At 70.1% G+C, this 19,227-nt stretch carries 14 protein-coding genes and 2 pseudogenes; 11 read left to right on the top strand and 5 right to left on the bottom strand.

Going from position 1 to position 19,227, the window contains the following annotated elements; translation table 11 throughout:
* The first annotated feature begins 21 nt into the window (after window positions 1–21).
* A complete protein-coding gene (fabD, locus tag WMF28_RS23450; RefSeq protein ID WP_437595495.1) occupies window positions 22–2,442 on the top strand; it encodes an ACP S-malonyltransferase in 2,421 nt (806 codons plus the stop codon).
* Here fabD and WMF28_RS23455 read toward each other — a convergent pair.
* Window positions 2,372–2,878 carry a hypothetical protein gene (locus WMF28_RS23455; RefSeq protein WP_437595496.1) on the bottom strand — a complete coding sequence of 169 codons (507 nt, stop codon included), beginning with the start codon at window positions 2,876–2,878 and terminating at the stop codon, window positions 2,372–2,374. The genes fabD and WMF28_RS23455 overlap by 71 nt on opposite strands.
* A 262-nt stretch (window positions 2,879–3,140) precedes the next feature.
* Window positions 3,141–5,186, bottom strand: a complete 2,046-nt coding sequence (locus tag WMF28_RS23460; RefSeq protein WP_437595498.1) for a TonB-dependent receptor plug domain-containing protein — start codon at window positions 5,184–5,186, stop codon at window positions 3,141–3,143.
* Between the two features lie 675 nt (window positions 5,187–5,861).
* Between WMF28_RS23460 and WMF28_RS23465 the strand changes: the two genes are divergently transcribed.
* The gene (locus WMF28_RS23465) at window positions 5,862–6,071 is read left to right on the top strand and encodes an ATP-binding protein (RefSeq protein WP_437595499.1); all 210 of its coding nucleotides are present in this window, start codon (window positions 5,862–5,864) and stop codon (window positions 6,069–6,071) included.
* Window positions 6,072–6,157: 86 nt separating this feature from the next.
* On the opposite strand, the gene WMF28_RS23470 is transcribed toward WMF28_RS23465, so the two are convergent.
* Both WMF28_RS23470 and WMF28_RS23475 read right to left on the bottom strand, forming a co-directional pair.
* Complete coding sequence (locus tag WMF28_RS23470; RefSeq protein ID WP_437595501.1) at window positions 6,158–7,141, bottom strand: hypothetical protein; 984 nt, start codon at window positions 7,139–7,141, stop codon at window positions 6,158–6,160.
* A 706-nt stretch (window positions 7,142–7,847) separates the two neighbouring features.
* Window positions 7,848–7,985 (bottom strand): hypothetical protein, encoded by a 138-nt coding sequence (locus tag WMF28_RS23475; protein WP_437595502.1) that lies wholly within the window; start codon window positions 7,983–7,985, stop codon window positions 7,848–7,850.
* Window positions 7,986–8,078: 93 nt separating this feature from the next.
* Here WMF28_RS23475 and WMF28_RS23480 point away from each other — a divergent pair, with 93 nt between their 5' ends.
* A complete protein-coding gene (locus tag WMF28_RS23480) occupies window positions 8,079–8,912 on the top strand; it encodes a methyltransferase domain-containing protein (protein WP_437595504.1) in 834 nt (277 codons plus the stop codon).
* Between the two features lie 256 nt (window positions 8,913–9,168).
* Here the strand turns inward: WMF28_RS23480 and WMF28_RS23485 are convergent.
* Window positions 9,169–9,420: pseudogene (locus WMF28_RS23485) on the bottom strand (transposase domain-containing protein); the annotation flags it as partial.
* A gap of 642 nt (window positions 9,421–10,062) precedes the next feature.
* Between WMF28_RS23485 and WMF28_RS23490 the strand changes: the two are divergent.
* The 8 genes and pseudogenes from WMF28_RS23490 to WMF28_RS23525 all read left to right on the top strand — a co-directional run bounded on the left by WMF28_RS23490 (window position 10,063) and on the right by WMF28_RS23525 (window position 19,146).
* Window positions 10,063–10,206: a hypothetical protein gene (locus tag WMF28_RS23490; RefSeq protein WP_437595505.1), complete on the top strand. Its 144-nt coding sequence runs from the start codon at window positions 10,063–10,065 to the stop codon at window positions 10,204–10,206.
* A gap of 73 nt (window positions 10,207–10,279) precedes the next feature.
* Window positions 10,280–11,224, top strand: coding sequence for a ParB/RepB/Spo0J family partition protein (locus tag WMF28_RS23495; RefSeq protein ID WP_437595507.1), 945 nt, complete (start codon window positions 10,280–10,282; stop codon window positions 11,222–11,224).
* Window positions 11,221–12,267 (top strand): annotated as a pseudogene (gene istA / locus WMF28_RS23500) (IS21 family transposase); the annotation flags it as partial. The gene WMF28_RS23495 and the pseudogene istA, both read left to right, overlap by 4 nt.
* A 524-nt stretch (window positions 12,268–12,791) precedes the next feature.
* Window positions 12,792–13,631: an IS21-like element helper ATPase IstB gene (gene istB / locus WMF28_RS23505; protein ID WP_437595508.1), complete on the top strand. Its 840-nt coding sequence runs from the start codon at window positions 12,792–12,794 to the stop codon at window positions 13,629–13,631.
* Window positions 13,632–14,255: 624 nt separating this feature from the next.
* Entirely contained in the window at window positions 14,256–15,455 is a 1,200-nt protein-coding gene (locus WMF28_RS23510; protein ID WP_437595509.1) for an epoxide hydrolase family protein, read from the top strand.
* 718 nt (window positions 15,456–16,173) lie between these two features.
* Window positions 16,174–17,229 (top strand): hypothetical protein, encoded by a 1,056-nt coding sequence (locus WMF28_RS23515; RefSeq protein WP_437595510.1) that lies wholly within the window; start codon window positions 16,174–16,176, stop codon window positions 17,227–17,229.
* Between the two features lie 131 nt (window positions 17,230–17,360).
* Entirely contained in the window at window positions 17,361–18,353 is a 993-nt protein-coding gene (locus WMF28_RS23520; RefSeq protein WP_437595511.1) for a hypothetical protein, read from the top strand.
* Between the two features lie 211 nt (window positions 18,354–18,564).
* Window positions 18,565–19,146 carry a hypothetical protein gene (locus WMF28_RS23525; protein ID WP_437595513.1) on the top strand — a complete coding sequence of 194 codons (582 nt, stop codon included), beginning with the start codon at window positions 18,565–18,567 and terminating at the stop codon, window positions 19,144–19,146.
* The last annotated feature ends 81 nt before the right edge of the window (window positions 19,147–19,227 follow it).

The raw sequence follows: 19,227 nt of genomic DNA on the forward strand, positions 1-19,227 counted from the left end.
TCGGGGGTTGAGAAAAATTCAATGAAAGCGTACATGTTTCCCGGGCAAGGGTCTCAGGCGAAGGGGATGGGACGGGAGCTGTTCGACGCCTTCCCCGCGCTCGCGGCCAGAGCGGATGGAGTTCTGGGCTACTCCATCCGGGCGCTGTGCCAGGACGATCCTCATCAGCGCTTGAACGAGACCCAGTTCACCCAGCCGGCCCTCTACGTGGTCAACGCATTGTCGTACTTGAAGCGGCGCGAGGAGGAGGCTCCCCCCGATTTCCTGGCCGGCCACAGCCTGGGCGAGTTCAGCGCCCTGTTCGCTGCGGGGGTGTTTGACTTCGAGACCGGCCTTGCGCTGGTGAAGAAGCGCGGAGAGCTGATGGGCGCTGCCCGCGGCGGCGGGATGGCCGCGGTCATCGGTCTGGACGCGGAGCGGGTTCGCGAGCTCCTCGAGCAGAACGGCGCCACGGCCATCGACATCGCCAACCTCAACAGCCCATCTCAGGTGGTGATCTCGGGCGCGAAGGACGAGATCGCCCGTCTGCAGGTCCCCTTCGAGGCGGCCGGGGCGAAGAAGTATGCCGTCCTGCGCGTGAGCGCCGCTTTCCATTCCCGCTTCATGCGACCGGCCATGGTCGAGTTCGGGCGCTTCCTGGAGGGCTATGATTTCGCGCCTCCGAAGATCCCGGTGATCTCCAACGTGACCGCCCGTCCCTTGCGGCCGGATCGCATCCGCGCGGCCCTGGGCGAGCAGATCGCCAGTCCGGTCCGGTGGTGCGAGTCGATACGTTACCTCATGGGCAGGGGAGTCAAGCAGTTCGTGGAGTGCGGCCACGGCATTGTCCTGACCGGCCTGTACTCCCAGATCCGTCGAGACGCCCAGCCCCTCGTCGAGGAGGATGGCGCGACCGGGCTGGACCGGCGGGGGTCGTCTGCGGAGGGCCGGCCGCCGGACGTCGGGGGCGGCTCCCGGGAGCTGGCGACGCCCGCGACGAAGGGGACGGCGCCGCCGGCCCCCTCGCCGCCCCGACCGGCGGCGCCCGCAGCGTCGCCGCCCGCAGCGTCGCCGCCCGCAGCGTCGCCGCCCGCGGCGAGGGGGACCAGGGGGATGTCGCTCGAGGTGCTGGGCAGCGCCACGTTTCGGGAGGACTACCGCTTGCGCTACGCCTATGTCGCGGGCTCGCTGATCGATGGGATCTCCTCCACAGAGGTGGTCGTGCGCATGGGCAAGGCGGGCCTGATCGGCTACCTCGGGACCAAGGGGGTGGCGCTGGATGCCGTCGAGGAGTCGATCCTCCACATCCAACGCGAGCTCCGCGACGGTGAGAGCTACGGGGTGAGCCTGTGGTGCGACCTGGACGATCCGTATCTGGAATGGCAGAGCGTCGCGCTCTACCTCAAGCACGATATCCGGTACATCGAAGCGGTCACCTACCTGCAGATAACGCCTGCCCTGGTCTACTATCGCCTCAAGGGAGCTTACCGCGATCACCGCGGCAGGGCAGTGACGCCTCGACGCGTGCTCGCCAGGGTCTCCAACCTCGATGTCGCCCGGGCGTTCATGAGCCCTGCTGAGGATCACGTCCTCGATCAGCTCGTGAAGGATGGGCGGCTCACGCGCGAGGAGGGCGCGCTCGGCCGAGAGCTCCCCATCAGCGATGACCTGTGCGCACACGCCGACTCCGGCGGCCCCACGGACATGGGAATAACAGCGGTGCTGATGCCCGCCATGGCGCGGCTGCGCGATGACATGATGGCGCGGTCCGGGTACGCCAAGCCGATCCGCGTCGGCGCGGCCGGCGGCCTCGGCGCTCCGGAGGCGATCGCATCCGCGTTCATGCTGGGGGCCGACTTCATCGTCACGAACTCCGTGAACCAGTGCTCGGCGGAGGCGAGCACGAGCGACCGGGTCAAGGACATGCTGCAGACCGCGAGCGTGCACGACACCGCGTATGCGCCCGCCGGCGACCTGTTCGAGCTGGGAGGCCGGGTTCAGGTCCTCAAGCGTGGCGTGCTGTTCCCGGCGCGGGCCAATCGCCTGTACGAGCTCTACCGGCACTATCCGTCCCTGGACGCGCTTGACGGAAGGACCAGAGATCAGCTTGAAAAGCACTATTTCAGGTGCGATCTCGACGAGGTCTGGCGGGATGCGCTGTCTCTCCGGCTGAGGACGCGCCCGGCGGAGGCGGCCAGGGCAGAGCGCGACCCGAGGCACAGGATGGCCCTGGTCTTCCGGCGGTATTTCACCCACAGCTCCGAGCTGGCCCGGCGAGGGGACGAGGAGCACCGGGTGAATTACCAGGTCCACTGCGGGCCGGCCATGGGCGCCTTCAACCAATGGGCGAAGGGGACAGATCTGGAAGACTGGCGCAACCGCCATGTCGACGTCATCGCCGAGCGCCTGATGCGAGCGTCCGCCGATCTTCTCGATCAACGTATGCGCGTGCTTTCGCGCTAAGCGCAGAGAGCCCGCCCGCGATCGGGAGCGCCAGGCGCGAGCGCCCTCGGTCGTTCAGCGCGTGAAGACGCTCACGAAGCCGTCCCCGGGTGCCGTTCGCTGGCGGGCTGAGGTCCACCGCTTCGAAGGGCGAGCCGGTGAAGTCGCCGACGCGGCGATCGTCAGATCGGATGTGTACCGGAAGATCGCGGCGCCGCCCGGCTCCTGGTACGTGCCTCCCACGTACACCGATCGCGAGGGGCCCGCGGCCAGGGACTCTGCCTCCGAAGGGCGACTCGAACTCGACGAACGCGGGCGGCTGCCCGGGCGTCACCCGCGCGAGGTTGGGGTCGTCGTTCACGACCGCATCGCCGAACGTCGTGCTCACGTCGGGGCCGGCGGCGACGCCGAAGGTGACGAACGCCTCGCCCTGCTCGTTCACGTCGAGCAGGTACATGAAGGAGTTATAATTGCTGATGAGCGGCCTGAAATCCGCGACAGCCAGGCTCGGGAGCGGACCGAGCCGCGCATAGAACGCGCCGTACTCGTCGGGGTAGGTCTGGTCCGCGAACGCGACGGCGCATCAACGGAAGACCCCGCGTCGCCGCCGCGCGCCCGACACGAAGGCTCCGGCGGGTGGCCGACGTGGCGCGCGCCCCTGACTGCCTCGCTCCCGTGCCTCGCGATCTCCGCGCGCCCGCGAGCGCGGCGCCTTCCCCTCAGAACCCGCCCTCGATCGCGATCCCCGGCATCGTGATGGGCCCGATCGTCTGCGGCGTGCACCCGCTGTCGTCGCAGCTCACGTCGAACACCTCCTTCGCGAGCGTCGCGTTCTGCACGTCGAGCACGAGGCCGAGGTAGCTCCGCGCGCTCAGGGCCCAGCGCTTCGATAGGCGCGCGTCGAGCCGGTAGAATGGATGGATGCGATCCGGGTGCTCGCGCGGGGGGCGGCCCGGGGCGGCCTCGTCGGCGGGGAAGCCGGTGTAGAAGACGTGGCGGATCCCGGCGCGCCAGCCCTTGCCGAGGTCGTAGAGCAGCGCGACGTGCGCGACGTGCGTCCGGTCGTAGGCGGAAGGGATCGTCACCTTGCCGCGCGTGCGCGTGGAGCGCGACAGCGTGTACGACGCCAGGAAGAACATGTCGCGCCGCAGCGCCCCGCGCGCGCCGAGCTCCAGGCCGTAGGTGTCGCCGAGGCTCCGCGTCAGGAAGCGCTCCGTGCTGAGGTTCGTGCCGCGCCCGGTGCCAATCGGATCGCTCAGGCCGAAGATCACCTGTCGAAATACCGTGGTATTGAAATTGACCGGACCCACGTTGACCTCGACGCCGAAGCTCGACTGCAGGCTGCGCTGGAGGCCCCCTGGGATGCCGCCGATCTGGAGCGCCGGCAGCGGGGCGAGGCCTGGCAGCTGCGAGGCGACGCCGAAGGCGGGGATGAGCCGCACGTGCTCGCCGATGCCGAAGCGGCCGACGATCCTCGGGTCCACGGCGACGGCGCTCCGGCCGAGCGAGGTGTAGTGGTCCACGCGCACGCCGGGCGTGACGGTCGAGCGCTCGTCGAGCACGAGCAGCGCGTCGGCCCACGCGCCCAGCGCGAGATCGAGCCGGCTGCGGAAGAGCTCGGGGAAGCTCTCGTCGAGCTGGTCGATGCCCTCGGCGGGCTCGTCGTCCGCGCCCTCGGCGGGCTCGTCGTCCGGCGGCGGGCTGGGGCGCGGGGTCACCTTGTAGCGGTCGACCGCGGCGTCGACCCCGGCCCGCAGGAGCGCGCGCCCCCCGAGGACGGGCCGGGCCAGGCTGAGCCGCGCGTTGAGCTTCCAGGCCTGCGCGCTCTCCACGCCGACCCCGCGCGACTGGTCGAGCCCGAGGGTGACCGCCGCCCGGACGCGCGCGCCGGAGGCGTCGTCGCGGTCGTAGCGCAGGTCCAGACGGTGGAAGTCGCTGTCGAGCAGGACGTTTGTCGCCTCGGCGCCGCCTTCCTCGTCGCGGGTGGCGAGGTAGTCGTATGCGCCGAAGGCGAACACGGTGAAGCGCTCTTCCGGCCCGAGCCGGTAGGTCATCCGGCCCTGGTAGTCGGCGTAGCCCACGTCGACGCTCGGCACGAGCGCCGAGGTGAGCGCCGCGCCGGCGGCGTAGTGGCCTCCGACGAGGACGTGCGTGTCCCTGTCCATCGGCCCCTCGACGACGCCGCCGAGGTCGACGAACCGGAGGCTCCCCTCCCCGCGCCAGACGTCGGACGGCGGCGCGCTCTCGGCCTCGATCGCCGCGCCGGCGAGCCGCCCGATGTCCGCGGGATACGGGCCGAGGTGCATCTCGACACGCTGGACCATGGAGGCCGGGATGACGCTGGGGCCCGCGCCCACGTGGAAGAGGAGCGGGACCTGGATGCCGTTGAAGAAGTAGCCGATGTTCCCGGGGGGCGCGCCGCGGATGTAGTAGTACGGCATGCCGCTCGCGATGCCGGTCACGCCGGGCTGGATCTCGATGGCGCGGTAGGGGTCGCCGAGCGCGCCCGGCAGCTCGCGGATGTCGCGCCGCGAGAGCGAGACCGAGCCCGGCGGGGCCCGGTTGCCCTCGACGGTCACCTCGATCCCGGCGGGCGCGGCCGGCGCGTCATCCGGCGCGCCGGGCGCCTCGTCGGGCGCGGTGGCCGCCGGCGGCTCGGCCGGGGGCGCGGTGGCCGCCGGGGCGGGCTGGGGGTGCGCCTCGCCGGCGTGAAAGCTGGCGGCGGCGGCGATCGCGAAGGCGAGGAGTGCGCTGGAGGATCTCACGCGGATGTCGTCGATACGCCGCCGGGGGGTGGGAGATCCGCCCCCCTGACGCCCCGGAGTTAGCAAATTCAGCTGCTCGGCGAAAGCCAGGGAGGCACGGCGGCCGCTCCTGCCGCCAGGGACATCGCCGTTCCGTGCGCCGCGGCTGCCTCCGGCCCCTCGACGCACGGAACGACGATCAGCCGTGCCCGCCCGTGCTCTCCTCGGGCGAGCCCTCCAGCGCGTCGTTGCCGGGTCCTCCTCGCCGAGGCTCGAGAGCTCCCGTTCGGCGCAGCGCTCCGGCGCTTGATCGCCGCCGCCCTCAGCGCCGGCGATCGCATCGGCCGGGCGGCGCCCCTCCGTACTCGCCCCGCCACGGGAGCACAAAAAAGAGCGCCCATTCGACGGCGGGGGGGGGAAGCCGTCACGGGCGCTCTGCCCTGCATTCTTAGCAGGACATGGGCCAGGGCTCAGCCCTCCTCGCTTCATGGGGTTACCCTTAGGGATGCCCCCTATATCTTTCGTTCCTGAAATCTGTGCCTTCAGTCCTGGCACCTCGGCAGCTCCACGCCTCGGCAGCTCCGCCGAGGTCGCGGCCGCCCTGGTTCCGCGCGTCAGCAATCCCTGGCGGGACGGTTCCGCGGGGGCGACGATGGACGAGATCGGGTCGTCCGTGACGCCCAGGGTTGGCGCGACGTGGGGAGACCACGCGATCCGCGGGACCTCCAGCCTGGCCCAGCGTCGCACTCGTGGCTCGGACACACCAGCGATCACCACACCATGAGCACGGGGATCGGGCTCGCGCTCGTGAAGAAGCTCGTCGAGAGCAGCGGGGGCGCGATCGCGCTCGACTCCGACGTGGGGCGCGGCGCGGCGTTCTCGTTCACCTGGCCGAAGGCGGCGTAGGCGAACGGCCGTCTCCCGCGCCGCGCGACGAACGCTCCCCCGGGAGGCCGGACGTCCTCGGGAGGCAGGGGCGGGGCGACGGTTGGTCACTGGGGGACGACGGTCGGGGCGCACGTCGATACGCCGGCGCCGATGATCTCGGCGGGGAGATCGTCTCGCAGGCGCTCCGGCGGCGCGCCCGAGCCGGGGTCGTAGCGATAGACACTCGACGTGATCATGTCGACGGGGTCGGGGTTCGTGACGAAGAAGTAGAAGGCCCCTCCCCAGGTCGCGAACGCCCAGCTCGCGCTGTCGTGGATGCTCACGCCGGAGAGCGGCGCCTGCGAGAGCGTGGCGCCGATCCTCTTGTCATACTCGCTGAGGGACGCCGGCTCCCCCGGCGCCCCCCTCACGAAGCCGAAGAGCCGGCCGTCGCCCGTGCCGGTGAGGTCCGCGTCCCCGCCCTCGCCCACGCCGAGCGGACGGACGACGTGGCTCCGCGCGTCGAACACGGAGAGCGCCCGGACGGGATCCACCTCGTCGGAGGACACGCGGAGCAGCGCCTCGCGGAGAAAGAGGGTCTCCTCGCCGGGGACGTCGTCGGCCGCGAACGCCATCCCGAACCTCTGGAGCGGGCCGCTGCCCGACATGCCCGGGACCGGCTCGCAGACGCCGGCCTCGATATCGAGGCGCACGAGCCGACCGCTATGGCTCTCGATCCAGGCGACGCCGCTCCGATCGACGGCCATCGACAGCGGCGACACGCGCTCGGTCTGCCAGAGCTCGACGGGATACGCGCACTCGAACTGGCCGATGAACCGGAAGTCCAGCGTGGCCGGGTGGAACGAGTACAGCTCGCTGTACGACGAGACCGTGTAGATGTGGTGCGACGTCAGCTCGGAGCACGCGCCGGGCACGGTGACAGACGGAGGGTTCCACACGCTCGGCGGGCCGGGGTTCACCCACCCCACGGCCCCGATCCACCCGTCTCCACCCCCGGCGCCGCCGCTCCCGCCCTCGCCGGGACGCGCTCCGGCGGAAGGATCGAGCGTGGTGCCGCTCGCGCACGCGGCGAGCGAGAGGGAAAACACGCCCGCAGAGATCAGAGAGAGATACAACCGAAGCATATCGATTCCGCGAAGAAGGGTTGACGTGCTGCGGGTACGTGGGGACGGGCCGAGGTCCCCATTTGAAATTCGACCCCGCGCCCCCTACTCCTCCGCGGCAGCGGCGCCTCGCGCCCGGGCGCGCCGGGCCGGATCGCGGCCGCCGCGCTCGCGGCCTTCCCGAGGCTCGCGGCCCTCGGGCACCTCGCCGCGCTGGCCTCCCGCGGCCTGCCCGTGGCGCTCGGCGGGCGGCTTGTCGACGCCGACCCGACGCACGGACCGTGGGCGACGCGCCGTCGGCGCGCCACGCGAGCAGCAGACCGGTCGACGGCGTGCCCACGATCGGGCGCAGCGCGAGGTGGTCCTCCCCCGCTTCCCGATCCGCCCCGCGGTCCGGTCCAGCTCGACCTGTTCTCCTGGAAGCCCGACCCGTCCGACACGCCGGAGGGGTAGGACCCAAATCCAGCCAGTCCACCCCAGTGGCCGGATCCGGCCACCACCGTTTTTTCTGACCCGGGAGGCTGTGGGCAGGCTCCGGGTCAGTTTTTTCTGAAGCCGGAGGGTGTCGAGAGCCTCCGCCTTCAGTTTTTTCTGACCCGGGAGGCTGTGGACAGGCTCCGGCGTCAGTTTTTTCTGAAGCCGGAGGCTGTGAACAGGCTCCGGCGTCAGTTTTTTCTGAAGCCGGAGGCTGTCACGAGCCGATGGCGTCGATGTAGGACAATTCGATCGGGTTGCGGTCGATTTTCGTGACCCGATCGGGGTGCGCGTAGGAAGAAGAAGCCGGATCGCAGCGCGAGGAGGTGTGGCGCGGCCGAGCGAACCAGCGCACCAACTTGCTTTACTCCATTCCTGTGCTGTACAATACGCTTCTGCTCTTCAGTGGGACAGAGCGTCCTGCTTTCAGAACGGCAGAGGGAGAAAAATGGATTCCGTAAATCTGCCTTATTTCGACAGGATCCTTAGCGCTGTCCAGCTGGCGCCCGATTCGGAAGCAGTGCAGGCGTTCGGCACACGCCATGTCCACTGGGGTTATTTCTCCTCGCCTGACCTCGCTGACCCTTCGACTCCGGAGATGCTCGCTGCCGCGGAAGCCATGTCCCAACGCATGTCCGCCATCGCAGGGGTTGCGGACGGCCTGCGTGTCCTCGACGTGGGCTGCGGGTTCGGCGGCACGATCGCCAGCATCAGCGAGCGTTTCAACAACGTCGAACTCGTGGGGCTCAATATCGATGGCCGGCAACTCGCCCGTGCGCGAGAGCTCGTCCGGCCGAGGACCGGAAACAAGATCGAGTTCGTCGAAGGTGACGCGTGTCGCTTGCCTTTCCCCGACGCGTCGTTCGACGTGGTGCTTGCCGTGGAGTGCATCTTCCACTTTTCGAGCAGGCGCAGATTCTTTCAAGAAGCGCGGCGCGTCTTGAAGCCCGGCGGAAAGCTCGCCGTCTCCGACTTCGTTTCGCTCGCGCGCATGCTTCCCTTCACCATTCCTATGCATCTCGCCAATCTGGTGAACAAGAAGCATTTCTATGGCACCCTGAACCCGCTGATGTTCACCCCCTGGGCTTACCGCTTGCTGGCACAGAGGTCTGGTTTCCATCAGATTATGGATGAGGACGTCACGCCGAACACGGTTCCAACCTATCGCTTCATGGCGCGTATGGCGAACGACGAGCGGGGGAAAGCAATGACCCGCGTGCAAGAAGCGATAGCCAAGTGGGGCATCGTTCGGTATCGGCTCATGAGTTTCGTTGCTGCATGACCTTGGTCGCGCAGCGCGTGCGCTGCCCCCGCCGAGATTTCCGCTACTGCGTTTCGCGGGGGTGCTCGCGCCAAATTCGCCGTGGCGCGTAACCGCCCACCCATCGCCATGGTCGTGGCCACTTGCGGCTCTCGCCGGGGTCGACGATGCTGGGCGCGGGGCAGCGCCTACCCACGGCCCGGTCGGACCTGGGCGGGCGCGAGAGGACCGGCGAGGTGCTCTGCCCCGCCGGGTCGAAGATCAAGGTCGGCGTCGCTCAGGATGCGTCGGCGTCGCCAGCAGCCGGAGACGCGAGAGACGCTCGCGCCCAGGCGGCGGGCAGCAGTTCGTCCAGCCGTTCGCGCGGCCAGCCCGCCTGCAGTTTGCCGATCACGTCCGTCGCCCAGGCGAGCGGGTTGGTTCCATGCATCCGGCACGAGCCGAAGCTCGTGTAGCCGACCGCGAGGCGTTTCGCTCCCTCATCCGAGCCAGCGAATAAGTAGTTTTTTCTTCCGAGCGCGACGACCCGATCATTCTGCCCATGTCGACCTGCGCTGCGTGGTGCACTACCGGTGGCACCCGGCCTATGGCGAGCGGGTTCAGGTGGCCTACCGTGAGCACCGCCAAGGCGAGCTCGTCGCCGTCTGCGAGATGGGCGACGGCACGCGGGAAGTCCTGCCTGCTTGGATGCTCGACCGTGCCGCATTCGCGCGGACTTCAGCGGCGCCCTCCCTCTGATCCACCCCGCGGCGCTCGACTGATCCACGGCGCCGCCGTCTGAAAGCGCCGTCCGCGGCGCTTTCGTGATCCACCCGCGCCGCGTCGCGGCCGTCTCCGCCGCAAAGGCGCCCGGCCCGCCGCCGCCCGCGACGCTGCGGGGATGGCGTCCCGCCGTCGATGCGCTGAGCGCCGCTGCTCCTTCACGCCGTCACCGCGTGCCCTGACCACCCAGCGCGTCTGTGGCGCTGCGTGTCGCCGCGCTTGCGACCGCAAGCTCGCGCGAGCTCGGCGCTGCCGCGAGCTCGACGACCATCGCGCCGACGAGCGCAGGCGTCAGCGCGACTGTCGCAGGGGTCGAGCGGCGGCGCCGCCCGCCGTCGCTCCCGCCGGGTGTCACGCGCCACCTTCGGCCGCCAAGTCCGCGGAATTGCCGGAGGAAATCGCCCAGCTCGTGGATCGCACCGTCGACCGGTCACGCGCCAGCTTGCTTCGCGATCTGCGCAGAAGCTGGCCGCAGCAGCGCGAAATCGTGGCGTTCACCGAGGAGCTGTCACGCGCCAGCTTCGGCGTCCAAAATCTTGGAATCACGAGCTAATTCGGCGTGATCATGGACGACCGTCACGCATGACCATCGCCTCGGAAGCCCCGCCGGTGGTGCAGTCCGCCGCGTGCACACCCCCGACGCCCGCGACCGCGACATTGAGCTCGCTGAGCTCGGCGACGGCCTCTCCGCCCTGCGCCTCTGCGACACCGCGGCGCTCGAAACGATGCGCCGCTCGCTCACGCGCCACGGCCAGCTCGACGCGGTCTCCGTGTTCGCCGATCGGGGCCAGATCGAGCTGCTCGACGGGTTCAAGCGCGCTCGCGCCGCGCGCATTCTCGGCTGGCCCACCCTCCGCGCACGCGTCGTCGACGCCGACGTGGCCGAGGCCAAGATCCTGCTCGTCGCGCTCCACGACCGTCGCGGGCTCACCGAGCTCGAGGAAGGGTGGTTGATCCGGTCGCTCTATCACGACCACCACCTGTCGCAGCCCGCCATCGCCGCGCGGCTCGGCCGTCACAAGAGCTGGGTGTTCCGGCGCCTGCTGCTCGTCGAGGCGCTGGATCCCGCGGTGCAGGCCGACGTTCGGCTCGGCCTCATCGCGCCGCGCGCGGCCGTCGCTGTGAGCCAGTTGCCACGTGGCAACCAGCACGCCGCCGCGGGCGTCGTGATCCGCCGCGGCCTGACCGTGCGGCAAACCGAGCTCCTCGTCGCCGAGCTGCTCGACGCCACCGACGACGCCGCCCGGGCCGAGCAGCTCGCGCGATGGCTCGCGCGATGGCTCGACGAGGGCGCGCAGGGCGCGCCGGGCGCGAAGCCCGGTGTCCGCCCCACGCGCCGGTCCAGGAGCGAGCTTGACTGGCTTGCGGGCGACCTCCGGACGGTGCGACTCGTCGCGGCCCGGCTCGAAGCACGCCTGTCCGGCGGCACGCTCCACACCATCGGCCCCGAGGCCGCGGCGCTCGCGCAAGACAGCCTCGTCGCGCTCGTGCCGGTGCTCGATGCCCTCGGGCGCACCATCCAGCTCGTCTGCGGCGACAGCGCCGCTTTGAAAGACAAGGACGCCGCATGACCGTGACATGGCGCACCCGCGAGGAGCTGGTGCTTCAGCTCGTGACACTCCACCGGCAGGGCCTCTCCTCCCGAGCTATCGCCCGCGCGCTCGGCGTCAGCCGCAACACCGTCAAGGCGCTGCTCGCGGCCCACGCGGACGCGCGCGACAAGGAGCACAAGGCGCTTCTGGAGCCGCCGTCGCGAGCGCCGCGCGCGTCCAAGGTCGACGCGTATGAGGCGCGCGTCGTCGAGCTGATGGCTCGCTACCCGGACATCACCGCTCAGCGCATCTTCGAGACGCTGCGCGAGGACGGCTATCTCGGCGGATACACCGCCGTCAAGAAGTACGTGCGCCGGCGGCGACCCCCGCCGCGCCCGGCGCCGAGCCGCGTCGCTCCTGTCTACGGCCCCGGCAAGATGGCGGAGAGCGACTGGTCACCTTATGAGGTCGCCTTCGTCGACGGCCACAAGGAGAAGATACAGGCCTTCGCGTACGCGCTCCCCTTCTCCAGAAGCAAATTCGTGGAGCTCTATCACCAGGCCGACCTCCACGCGCTCATGGATGGCCACGTCCGTGCCTTCGACCAATTCCAGGGCGCCGCCGCGTGCTGCACGTATGACAGCCAGAAGCCCGTCGTGCTGCGATGGGAGGGGCAGCAGCCCATCTACAATCCGCGCTTCCTCGCCTTCGCCGCACACTACGAGTTTCGGCCGCGCGGCGTGCGCGGCGAGCCCAACGCCAAGCCACGTGTCGAGCGTGGATTTTGGGAGGTCGAGTGCTCCTTCTTCAACGGTCGCTCCTTCGTCGACTTCGACGACCTGAGAGACCAGCTCGCTCGATGGCTCGACGCCATCGTCGATCAGCGTCGCCGTCATGGCAAGACGCCCCTCGACCGCTTCGCCGAAGAGCGCGAGCACCTCGTGCCCTTGCCGCGCCATCCCTACGATACGGCGCGGGTGATCTATCGCATCTGCTCCATCGATGGCTTCGTCGCCTGGGAGGGAAACGCCTACGCGGTACCCTACGATCATATCACCGACTTCCTGCCTGTCCGCATCACGCAGCACGAGCTCTTCGTCTATGGCGCCGACCTCTCCTGCATCGCGCGTCACGAGCTGGCTCCACGCGGCCAGGGGCTCAAGCTCGATCCAGCCGGCCTGCACCCGCCGCCTGGGCGCCAGAGCCCCGTCGACCTCGAGATGCTCCGCGCCGCCTTCGAGCAGATGGGTGAGGACGCCGCAGGCTTCTTCCGCCTCATGAGCGCGGGTCCGGCGCGGATCTGGGCGCATCAAGCGCGGCAGATCCTGCTCCTGCGCGAGCGATATGCGACCGCCGATCTCGACGCGGCGCTGAGGCGCGCGAAGAGCTTTGGCGCCTTCGATTCCCACGCGCTGGGGCGCATCCTCGCCGCCCGCGCGACGCCGCGCTCGCTCGACGAGTACGTCGCCGAGGACACCGTCCGGCGCATCGCCAAAGCCCTCGGCGAGACGCGCACTGGGCCGCGCGATCTCGTCGCGTACGATCGCCTCCCTGGCCACCCCGAGACCTCCGGCGCCGCCCGCGCCGACGACAAGGAGAAGACACCATGCCCAGACGGCAGAGCAGCGGTACCGACCCGCCCCTCGGCGACGACCTCGTCGCCGAGCGACTCCGGCGACACCTCGGCTTCCTCGGCTTGCCCCACAGCCTCGCTCGCCTCGATGAGCTGCTCGCATGGGCCACGCGCGAGCGGCCCGGCGCGACGGCGCTGCTCGAGCACGTGCTCGGCGCGGAGGTCGCCAGCAAGGTCGAGGCGCGCGTCGCGCGCCGCGTGGCCGTCAGCGGGCTGCGCGAGCAGAAGATGCTCGAAGCCTTCGACTGGAACTTCCAGCCCACGCTCGACAAGGCCGTCATCGTCGAGCTCGCGCGCCTCGACTTCGTGCGGCGCCGCGATGACCTCGTGTTTACCGGCAAGAGCGGCACCGGAAAGAGCCACATCCTCAAGGCCCTGGGCCTGCGCGCTTGCCAGCAGGCGATCTCCATGCGCTACGCCCGCTGCGTCGACCTGCTCGACGACCTGCACGCCGGGCTCGCCGACGGGACCTACCCGCAGCGACTCAAGAGCTGGGCGCGCCCCGAGCTGCTCATGATCGACGACGTCGGGCTCGGGCAGGTGAAGAAGCGTGAGGACGAGCCGACCGCCGCACACACGCTCTTCAATTTGATCGACAAGAGGCATGGGCGGGCGTCCACCGCGGTGACCTCCAATATCGCGCTGAGCGACTGGGGGCGCTATCTCGGCGACACCACGGTCGCGATGGCCATCCTCGACCGCCTCGCGATGCACGCTATCCGCGTGGACATCGACGGCCCGAGCTATCGCCAGCACCTCGCCGAGCTGCGCGCCGCCACCCAGAGCGCGCCGGCCGCCGCCGCCCCCGGCTGACCTTCGCTCGCCGAAAAGGGCTGCGGAGGGCTCCGTGGATGAGGGCGGGCTCTCGCGCTTCCGCTGCGCGCGCGGTCGCTTGCGCGGCCGATGCCGTCAACAAGCCCGCCTGCTTCGGGGCCGGTCCTCCGCCCATCGCCCCGGCACCGATGCCGTCCACCGGCTCTCCACCGGCGTCCACAACTTGCCGGTCTCCCCCCTGGACCCCCCTCGAGACACCTGCAACCGGGCGAGCTGCGATCGCCACGTGCTCCGCCGCTACGACGACGACGTTTGAAGAGCTCCGGACCGGAGGGGGATCCGTCTTGCTGCGCGCTCGGGGATCGGCCTTCCGGCTCAGCGACTGGATCACGAAAGCGCCGCCATGGATCCACCAGGACCACTGGCGGTGGATCTCGAATGAGCTCGGGATTGGATCAGTCCCAAGGCGCCGCCAAAGGGCCGGGGTTGGGTCCATACCGTCCGAGGGGGTGCTATCCGTCGTCATGCCCCCCTGAAACTCCGGGAGAAGTGACGGTTCGCGACGGTTCGCCCCCGTAGCGGAATCCTGGCGGGATTTCTGTCGCGCGAGCCAGCTCGGGCTCCCGGGTTGACGAACCGTACGACGTACGTTACGCAGTACGTATGAGCGCGTCCTTGCCCGTGGACAGCGACATCCGGCCTTTCCGCATCGACACACCGCAGGCTGCGCTCGACGATCTGCGCGACCGGCTCGCCCGCGTCCGCTGGCCTGACGAGCTGCCCTCGGTGGGCTGGTCGTACGGCGTCCCGCTCGGTTATTTGAAGGAGCTCGCCGGGTACTGGCGCACCACCTACGACTGGCGCAGGCACGAGGCGCGGCTGAACGAGCACCCGCAGCTCACGACGACGATCGACGGCCAGCGGATCCACTTCCTCCACGTGCGCTCGCGCGAGCCCGGCGCGCTGCCGCTGATCGTGACGCACGGCTGGCCGAGCTCCGTCGTGGAGTACCTCGACGTCATCGGTCCGCTGACCGATCCCCGCGCTCACGGCGGCGATCCGGCGGACGCGTTCCACCTGATCATCCCCTCGCTCCCCGGATACGGGCTCTCCGGGCCGACCCGCGAGGCCGGATGGGGCGCGCGCCGGATCGCCCGCGCCTGGGCCGAGCTCATGCGAAGGCTCGACTACCCGCGTTACGGCGCCCAGGGCGGCGACTGGGGCACGTGGATCTCCCGCGAGGTCGGCCTCGTCGACCCCGACCACGTGATCGGCGTGCACACCAACGGCCTTGTCTCGTGGCCGTCCGGAGATCCCGAGGAGCTGGTCGGCCTGACCGACGTCGAGCAGGCCCGGCTCAAAGCGTCCGAGTACTACCTGCGCGAGCTGTACGGCTACAAGAAGATCCAGTCGACCCGGCCCCAGACGCTGGCCTACGCCCTCTCGGATTCACCGGTCGGCCAGCTCGCCTGGATCGTCGGCGTGCTCAAGGAGTGGACCGACTGCAAGGACACCCCCGAGGACGCCATCGACCGCGATCGCATCCTCACGAACGTGATGCTGTACTGGCTCACCAACACCGCCGGCTCGTCGTCCCGCTCGTTCGTGGAGACCCCCGACACGCCCGACGACGCGGACCTCGCCGACGTGAAGCCCTCGACCCTGCCGACCGGGGTCGCCGTGTTCCCTCGGGACATCATCGCTCCGATTCGCAGGTTCGCCGCCCGCGACAACACGAACATCGTGCACTGGTCGGAGTTCGACCGCGGCGGCACCTTCGCGGCCATGGAGGAGCCCGACCTGTTCATCGGCGACGTGCGCGCCTTCTTCCGCCGCTTCCGCGGACCGGCGCGAAAAGGGTGATCTCATGGGCGAGGTGACGACGATTCCCGTGCTGCCGTGCGTGTCGATGCCCGAGACCCTGGCGTTCTACGGCGCCCTGGGCTTCGAGGTCACCCACCAGCAGACGACGCCGAACGTGTAAGCGGCGACGCGCCGCGGCGCGGGAGACGCCGGACGACCACGACGAGGGGGCCGCCGGGTCGCGCTCGAATTCGAGGCTGAGCCGGGCGCTGCGCGCCGAGCTCGACGATGCGCCGCTCTCCGACGAGGAGCGCGCGCAGATCCAACCCCAGCTGAACGCCTCGGACGCGCTCGACCGATCGTAGAGCTAGCCAGTGACTGGTTCCGCCCGCGACCGATGCGCGCGATGCACGGCGGCGACGTCCCCAGCCGATCCGGATGCGATCCAGCCGCGATACGCCTTCCGTGACCACCAGCAAAATTCTCATAAAACAATCAGCCCACAGACTGATAATCTCGTGAACCCAACCGGAATGCTCTCGATGCTTCGAGGCTTCATGGCAGATTGGGCTTTCCTGCCCTGGCCGACCCAAGTATGGATTCAGCGTGCGCGCTCTCCCTGCTCTGAATCGGCGCTTGCGCTGCGCCCCGGGCGCGTGGGCCCACCGGCGTGAAGGAGCACGACGAGAGGTTGCGGAGGCGGCGCCGAGAGATCAGCGCGGCGCAGTGACCCCTGTCCGAGAGCCGGGCCGAAACACGCCAGAAAAGGGCCACCACGATGACACCAAGGAAGTACCCGATCCTGATCGCGCTCACGCTCGCTGCGGCCGGGAGCTTCGCGGGCTGCTGGCCCGGCACCGCCGTCCAGCTGTATTCGTGCGACGACCCGTGCTGGGGCCTGGAGGCCTACGAGTGCGACGAGCCGTGCCCCGTGTGCGAGGGCGCGTGCGTGGAGCTACCGTACCTCGGGTTCAGTGATCCCATGCTGCTCTGGCGGGGCGACTCGACCGACGGGGCCTCTGCGCCGGAGTGCCCGGCGGAGACACCGGACCTCGTGTTCGACGGTTACGGCGGCTTCACCGACGCGCACAGCTGCTCGACATGCCTTTGCACGCAGCCCTCCTGCGAGCTGCCGCCGGGCCTCCGGGGGAGCGCCTCGACCACGTGCGACGGGACGGCGCCCGCGTCGTTCGACGCCCCCGACGGATGGGACGGCGCATGTACCGCGGCCGACGCAGCGGCCTCGGACGAGCTCGGCTCGCTGCTCATCCCGGCGCCGACGGTGGACGCCTGCGCGCCGACGCTCGATCCCGGAGGGGCGCCGCTCGAGCTGCCCGCACCCTTTGCTGTGCGGGCGCGCGGCTGCGCCGGGTCGGCGGACAAGCACACGTGCGGAGATCCCTCGATGATGTGCATCGCTTCCCCCGTGCCGCGCCCGGAGGGCTTCTCGATCTGCATCCACCACCTCCGCCAGGGCGAGCCGAGGTGCCCGAAGGAGTACCCCGAGCTGCAAGCGCTGTACACGGGCTTCGACGACACGCGCAGCTGCACGCCGTGCGGGTGCGATCCGCTCCAGGGCAGCGCGTGCTCCGCCCTCGTGTCGGCCTACGAGGACGGCAGCTGCCGCCAGCTCCTCGGCGCCGAGACGGTGACGCTGGCCGGGCCGAAGTGCGTCGCAGGGCCGGACCTGCGGATCGAGAGCATGGCGGCGCGGTGGGTCACGAACGAGCCGGGCACATGCGCCCCGACCGGCGGAGTCGCCACGGGGCAAGTGATACCGAAGGGCGCTTCGTATTTTTGCTGTCAGTCCGACGAGGCCGTCTTCGTGCACTGATGACCTCGCCCGCCCCGCACGCCCGTTCGACGCAGCGCGCGCGGTGCCCTTTGGCTCGAGGACGCGACTTCGTGTACCCGGGCGCGCGCTTCGCGGGTATAGAAGCGAATCACGCGGAAGGGAGAGCGGATATGCGAATCGCACGATGGTGCTTCTGGATGGCGCTCGCAGCGAGCGGCTGCAGCGTCTCCGACAGCGGCACGTCCCCGGCAGACAGCGGCCAGCCCACAGGCGCCGGCGATGACGGCGGCGAAGGTGGCCGGGGCGGCGCGGGCGGCGCGGGCGGCGAAGACGATACGTTCGGCGCCGGCGCCGGGACCGGCGGGAGCAGCGGGGACAGCGGGAGTGGGGACGCTGACAGCCGTTGCATCGAGCGGGCGGCCTTCGTGTATGTGCTCTCGCAAGACAACGAGCTCTACAGCTTCAAACCGGATCGCAAGGAGTTCACGAAGATTGGTGTTCTGGGTTGCCAGACCGACATGGATCCGAACTCGATGGCGGTCGATCGCGACGCGGTGGCGTGGGTCAACTACGCGCAGGCCGACGACAGCGCCGGGACGCTGTTCAAGGTCAGCACCGAGGACGCGAGCTGCGAGCCCACGGAGACGTCGCTCCCGGAAGGGTGGTCCCGGCTCGGAATGGGCTTCTCGAGCGACCTCTCGCGCCCGGACGCGGAGCAGCTGTTCGTGGCGGGCGCGACAGGCACGCCGGGCATCGGGCTCGGGAGGATCGACGGTCCATCGGTGAGGCCGGTCGGGGAGTTCAGCGGCTCGCTGCGCGGCGCCTCGGCGGAGCTCACCGGCACGGGCGATGGACGCCTCTTCGGCTTCTTCACCACCTCGCCGGTCCAGCTCGCCGAGATCGACAAGGAGACCGGCGAGATCATCGAGGCCACGGACCTGCCCGGCATCGAGACCCCCAGCGCCTGGGCGTTCACCTTCTGGGGTGGCGACTTCTACTTCTACACCGCGCCGGATCGGTTCCAGTCCGCGTCGCGGACCACCAACGTCAGCCGCTATCGCCCCTCGGACGGCTCGATCGACACGGCCTACATGACGAACATCGGCTTCCGCATCGTCGGCGCCGGCGTGTCGACCTGCGCCCCGCTCGAGACGCCGCGCTGAGGGGCTGCCGGGCTCGTCGCGCCATAACGCCTCGCACGCCTCGCGGGCGCCGGCGTTCCGCCTTTCCCGACAAGACGTCTTCGTGAGAATCCCGGCACGATCGGGAACGGATCCAGCGAGCCCGTTCCCGGTCGTATCGACGTCTACCGTTCCGGCCCCGGCGGCATCAAGTTGGGTGTGCCCGATCGGGCGTGGAGGTGCTGCGATGCGGATGAGGCTGCTCCCTGTGCTCGCGCTGCCGCTCGCCGCGGCGTGCGGGGCGGCGCCGGGCGCCGATCACCCGGCGCGCGAGGGCATCTTCGGCGCAGCGGGGCCGAGCGAGTTCATCCTGCTCACCGCCCGGGGCGAGCTCGTGAGCGCCGACATCGAGCCGGGGCGCGTCGTCGGGCCGGACGTGAACCTGGGCGTGTACGCGGCGGGCGGCCAGCGCGGCGGGCAGGCGGTCCGGGGGATCGCGTTCAACCAGGCCGTGAGCGTCACCACGACCGGGCAGGGCGCGACCGGCATCGTCGGCGCCATGCCGCTTCAGCTCTCGGTGACCCGGGCGGAGGCAGGGCTCCGCGCGCGCGGCCTCGTGGCCGGCGCCCTCTCCGACTACAGGCTGGACGACCGGCAGCTCACCGGCCAGATCGGGCGATGCAGCTACGAGCTCACACGGACGGGACGCACCTACGAGGGATCGCGCAGCTGCGGAGGCCAGCCTCACCACGTGACCGTCCTCCTGCCCCGCGGGCTGTCCTCGTGGAACGACGCCGCGCTCGCGACCACGCTCGGGCTGCTCCTCGGCGCCTGAGCGCGCTGCCCGCCGTCGCGCCGTCGCGTGGCGAATGACAGGCCGCGCAGCGGCTGCTAGAGCTCCGGTCCACCTGGCAGG

Source organism: Sorangium sp. So ce590 (assembly GCF_051521365.1).
Classification (GTDB): Bacteria; Myxococcota_A; Polyangia; order Polyangiales; family Polyangiaceae; genus Sorangium.

What these genes read in the sequence shown, in the direction of transcription:
- fabD (WP_437595495.1), top strand. Translation starts at nt 22, where the DNA reads ATGAAAGCGTACATGTTTCCCGGGCAAGGGTCTCAGGCGAAGGGGATG.
- WMF28_RS23455 (WP_437595496.1), bottom strand. Translation starts at nt 2,878, where the DNA reads ATGTACCTGCTCGACGTGAACGAGCAGGGCGAGGCGTTCGTCACCTTC.
- WMF28_RS23480 (WP_437595504.1), top strand. Translation starts at nt 8,079, where the DNA reads ATGGATTCCGTAAATCTGCCTTATTTCGACAGGATCCTTAGCGCTGTC.
- istB (WP_437595508.1), top strand. Translation starts at nt 12,792, where the DNA reads ATGCCCAGACGGCAGAGCAGCGGTACCGACCCGCCCCTCGGCGACGAC.
- WMF28_RS23510 (WP_437595509.1), top strand. Translation starts at nt 14,256, where the DNA reads ATGAGCGCGTCCTTGCCCGTGGACAGCGACATCCGGCCTTTCCGCATC.
- WMF28_RS23515 (WP_437595510.1), top strand. Translation starts at nt 16,174, where the DNA reads ATGACACCAAGGAAGTACCCGATCCTGATCGCGCTCACGCTCGCTGCG.
- WMF28_RS23520 (WP_437595511.1), top strand. Translation starts at nt 17,361, where the DNA reads ATGCGAATCGCACGATGGTGCTTCTGGATGGCGCTCGCAGCGAGCGGC.
- WMF28_RS23525 (WP_437595513.1), top strand. Translation starts at nt 18,565, where the DNA reads ATGAGGCTGCTCCCTGTGCTCGCGCTGCCGCTCGCCGCGGCGTGCGGG.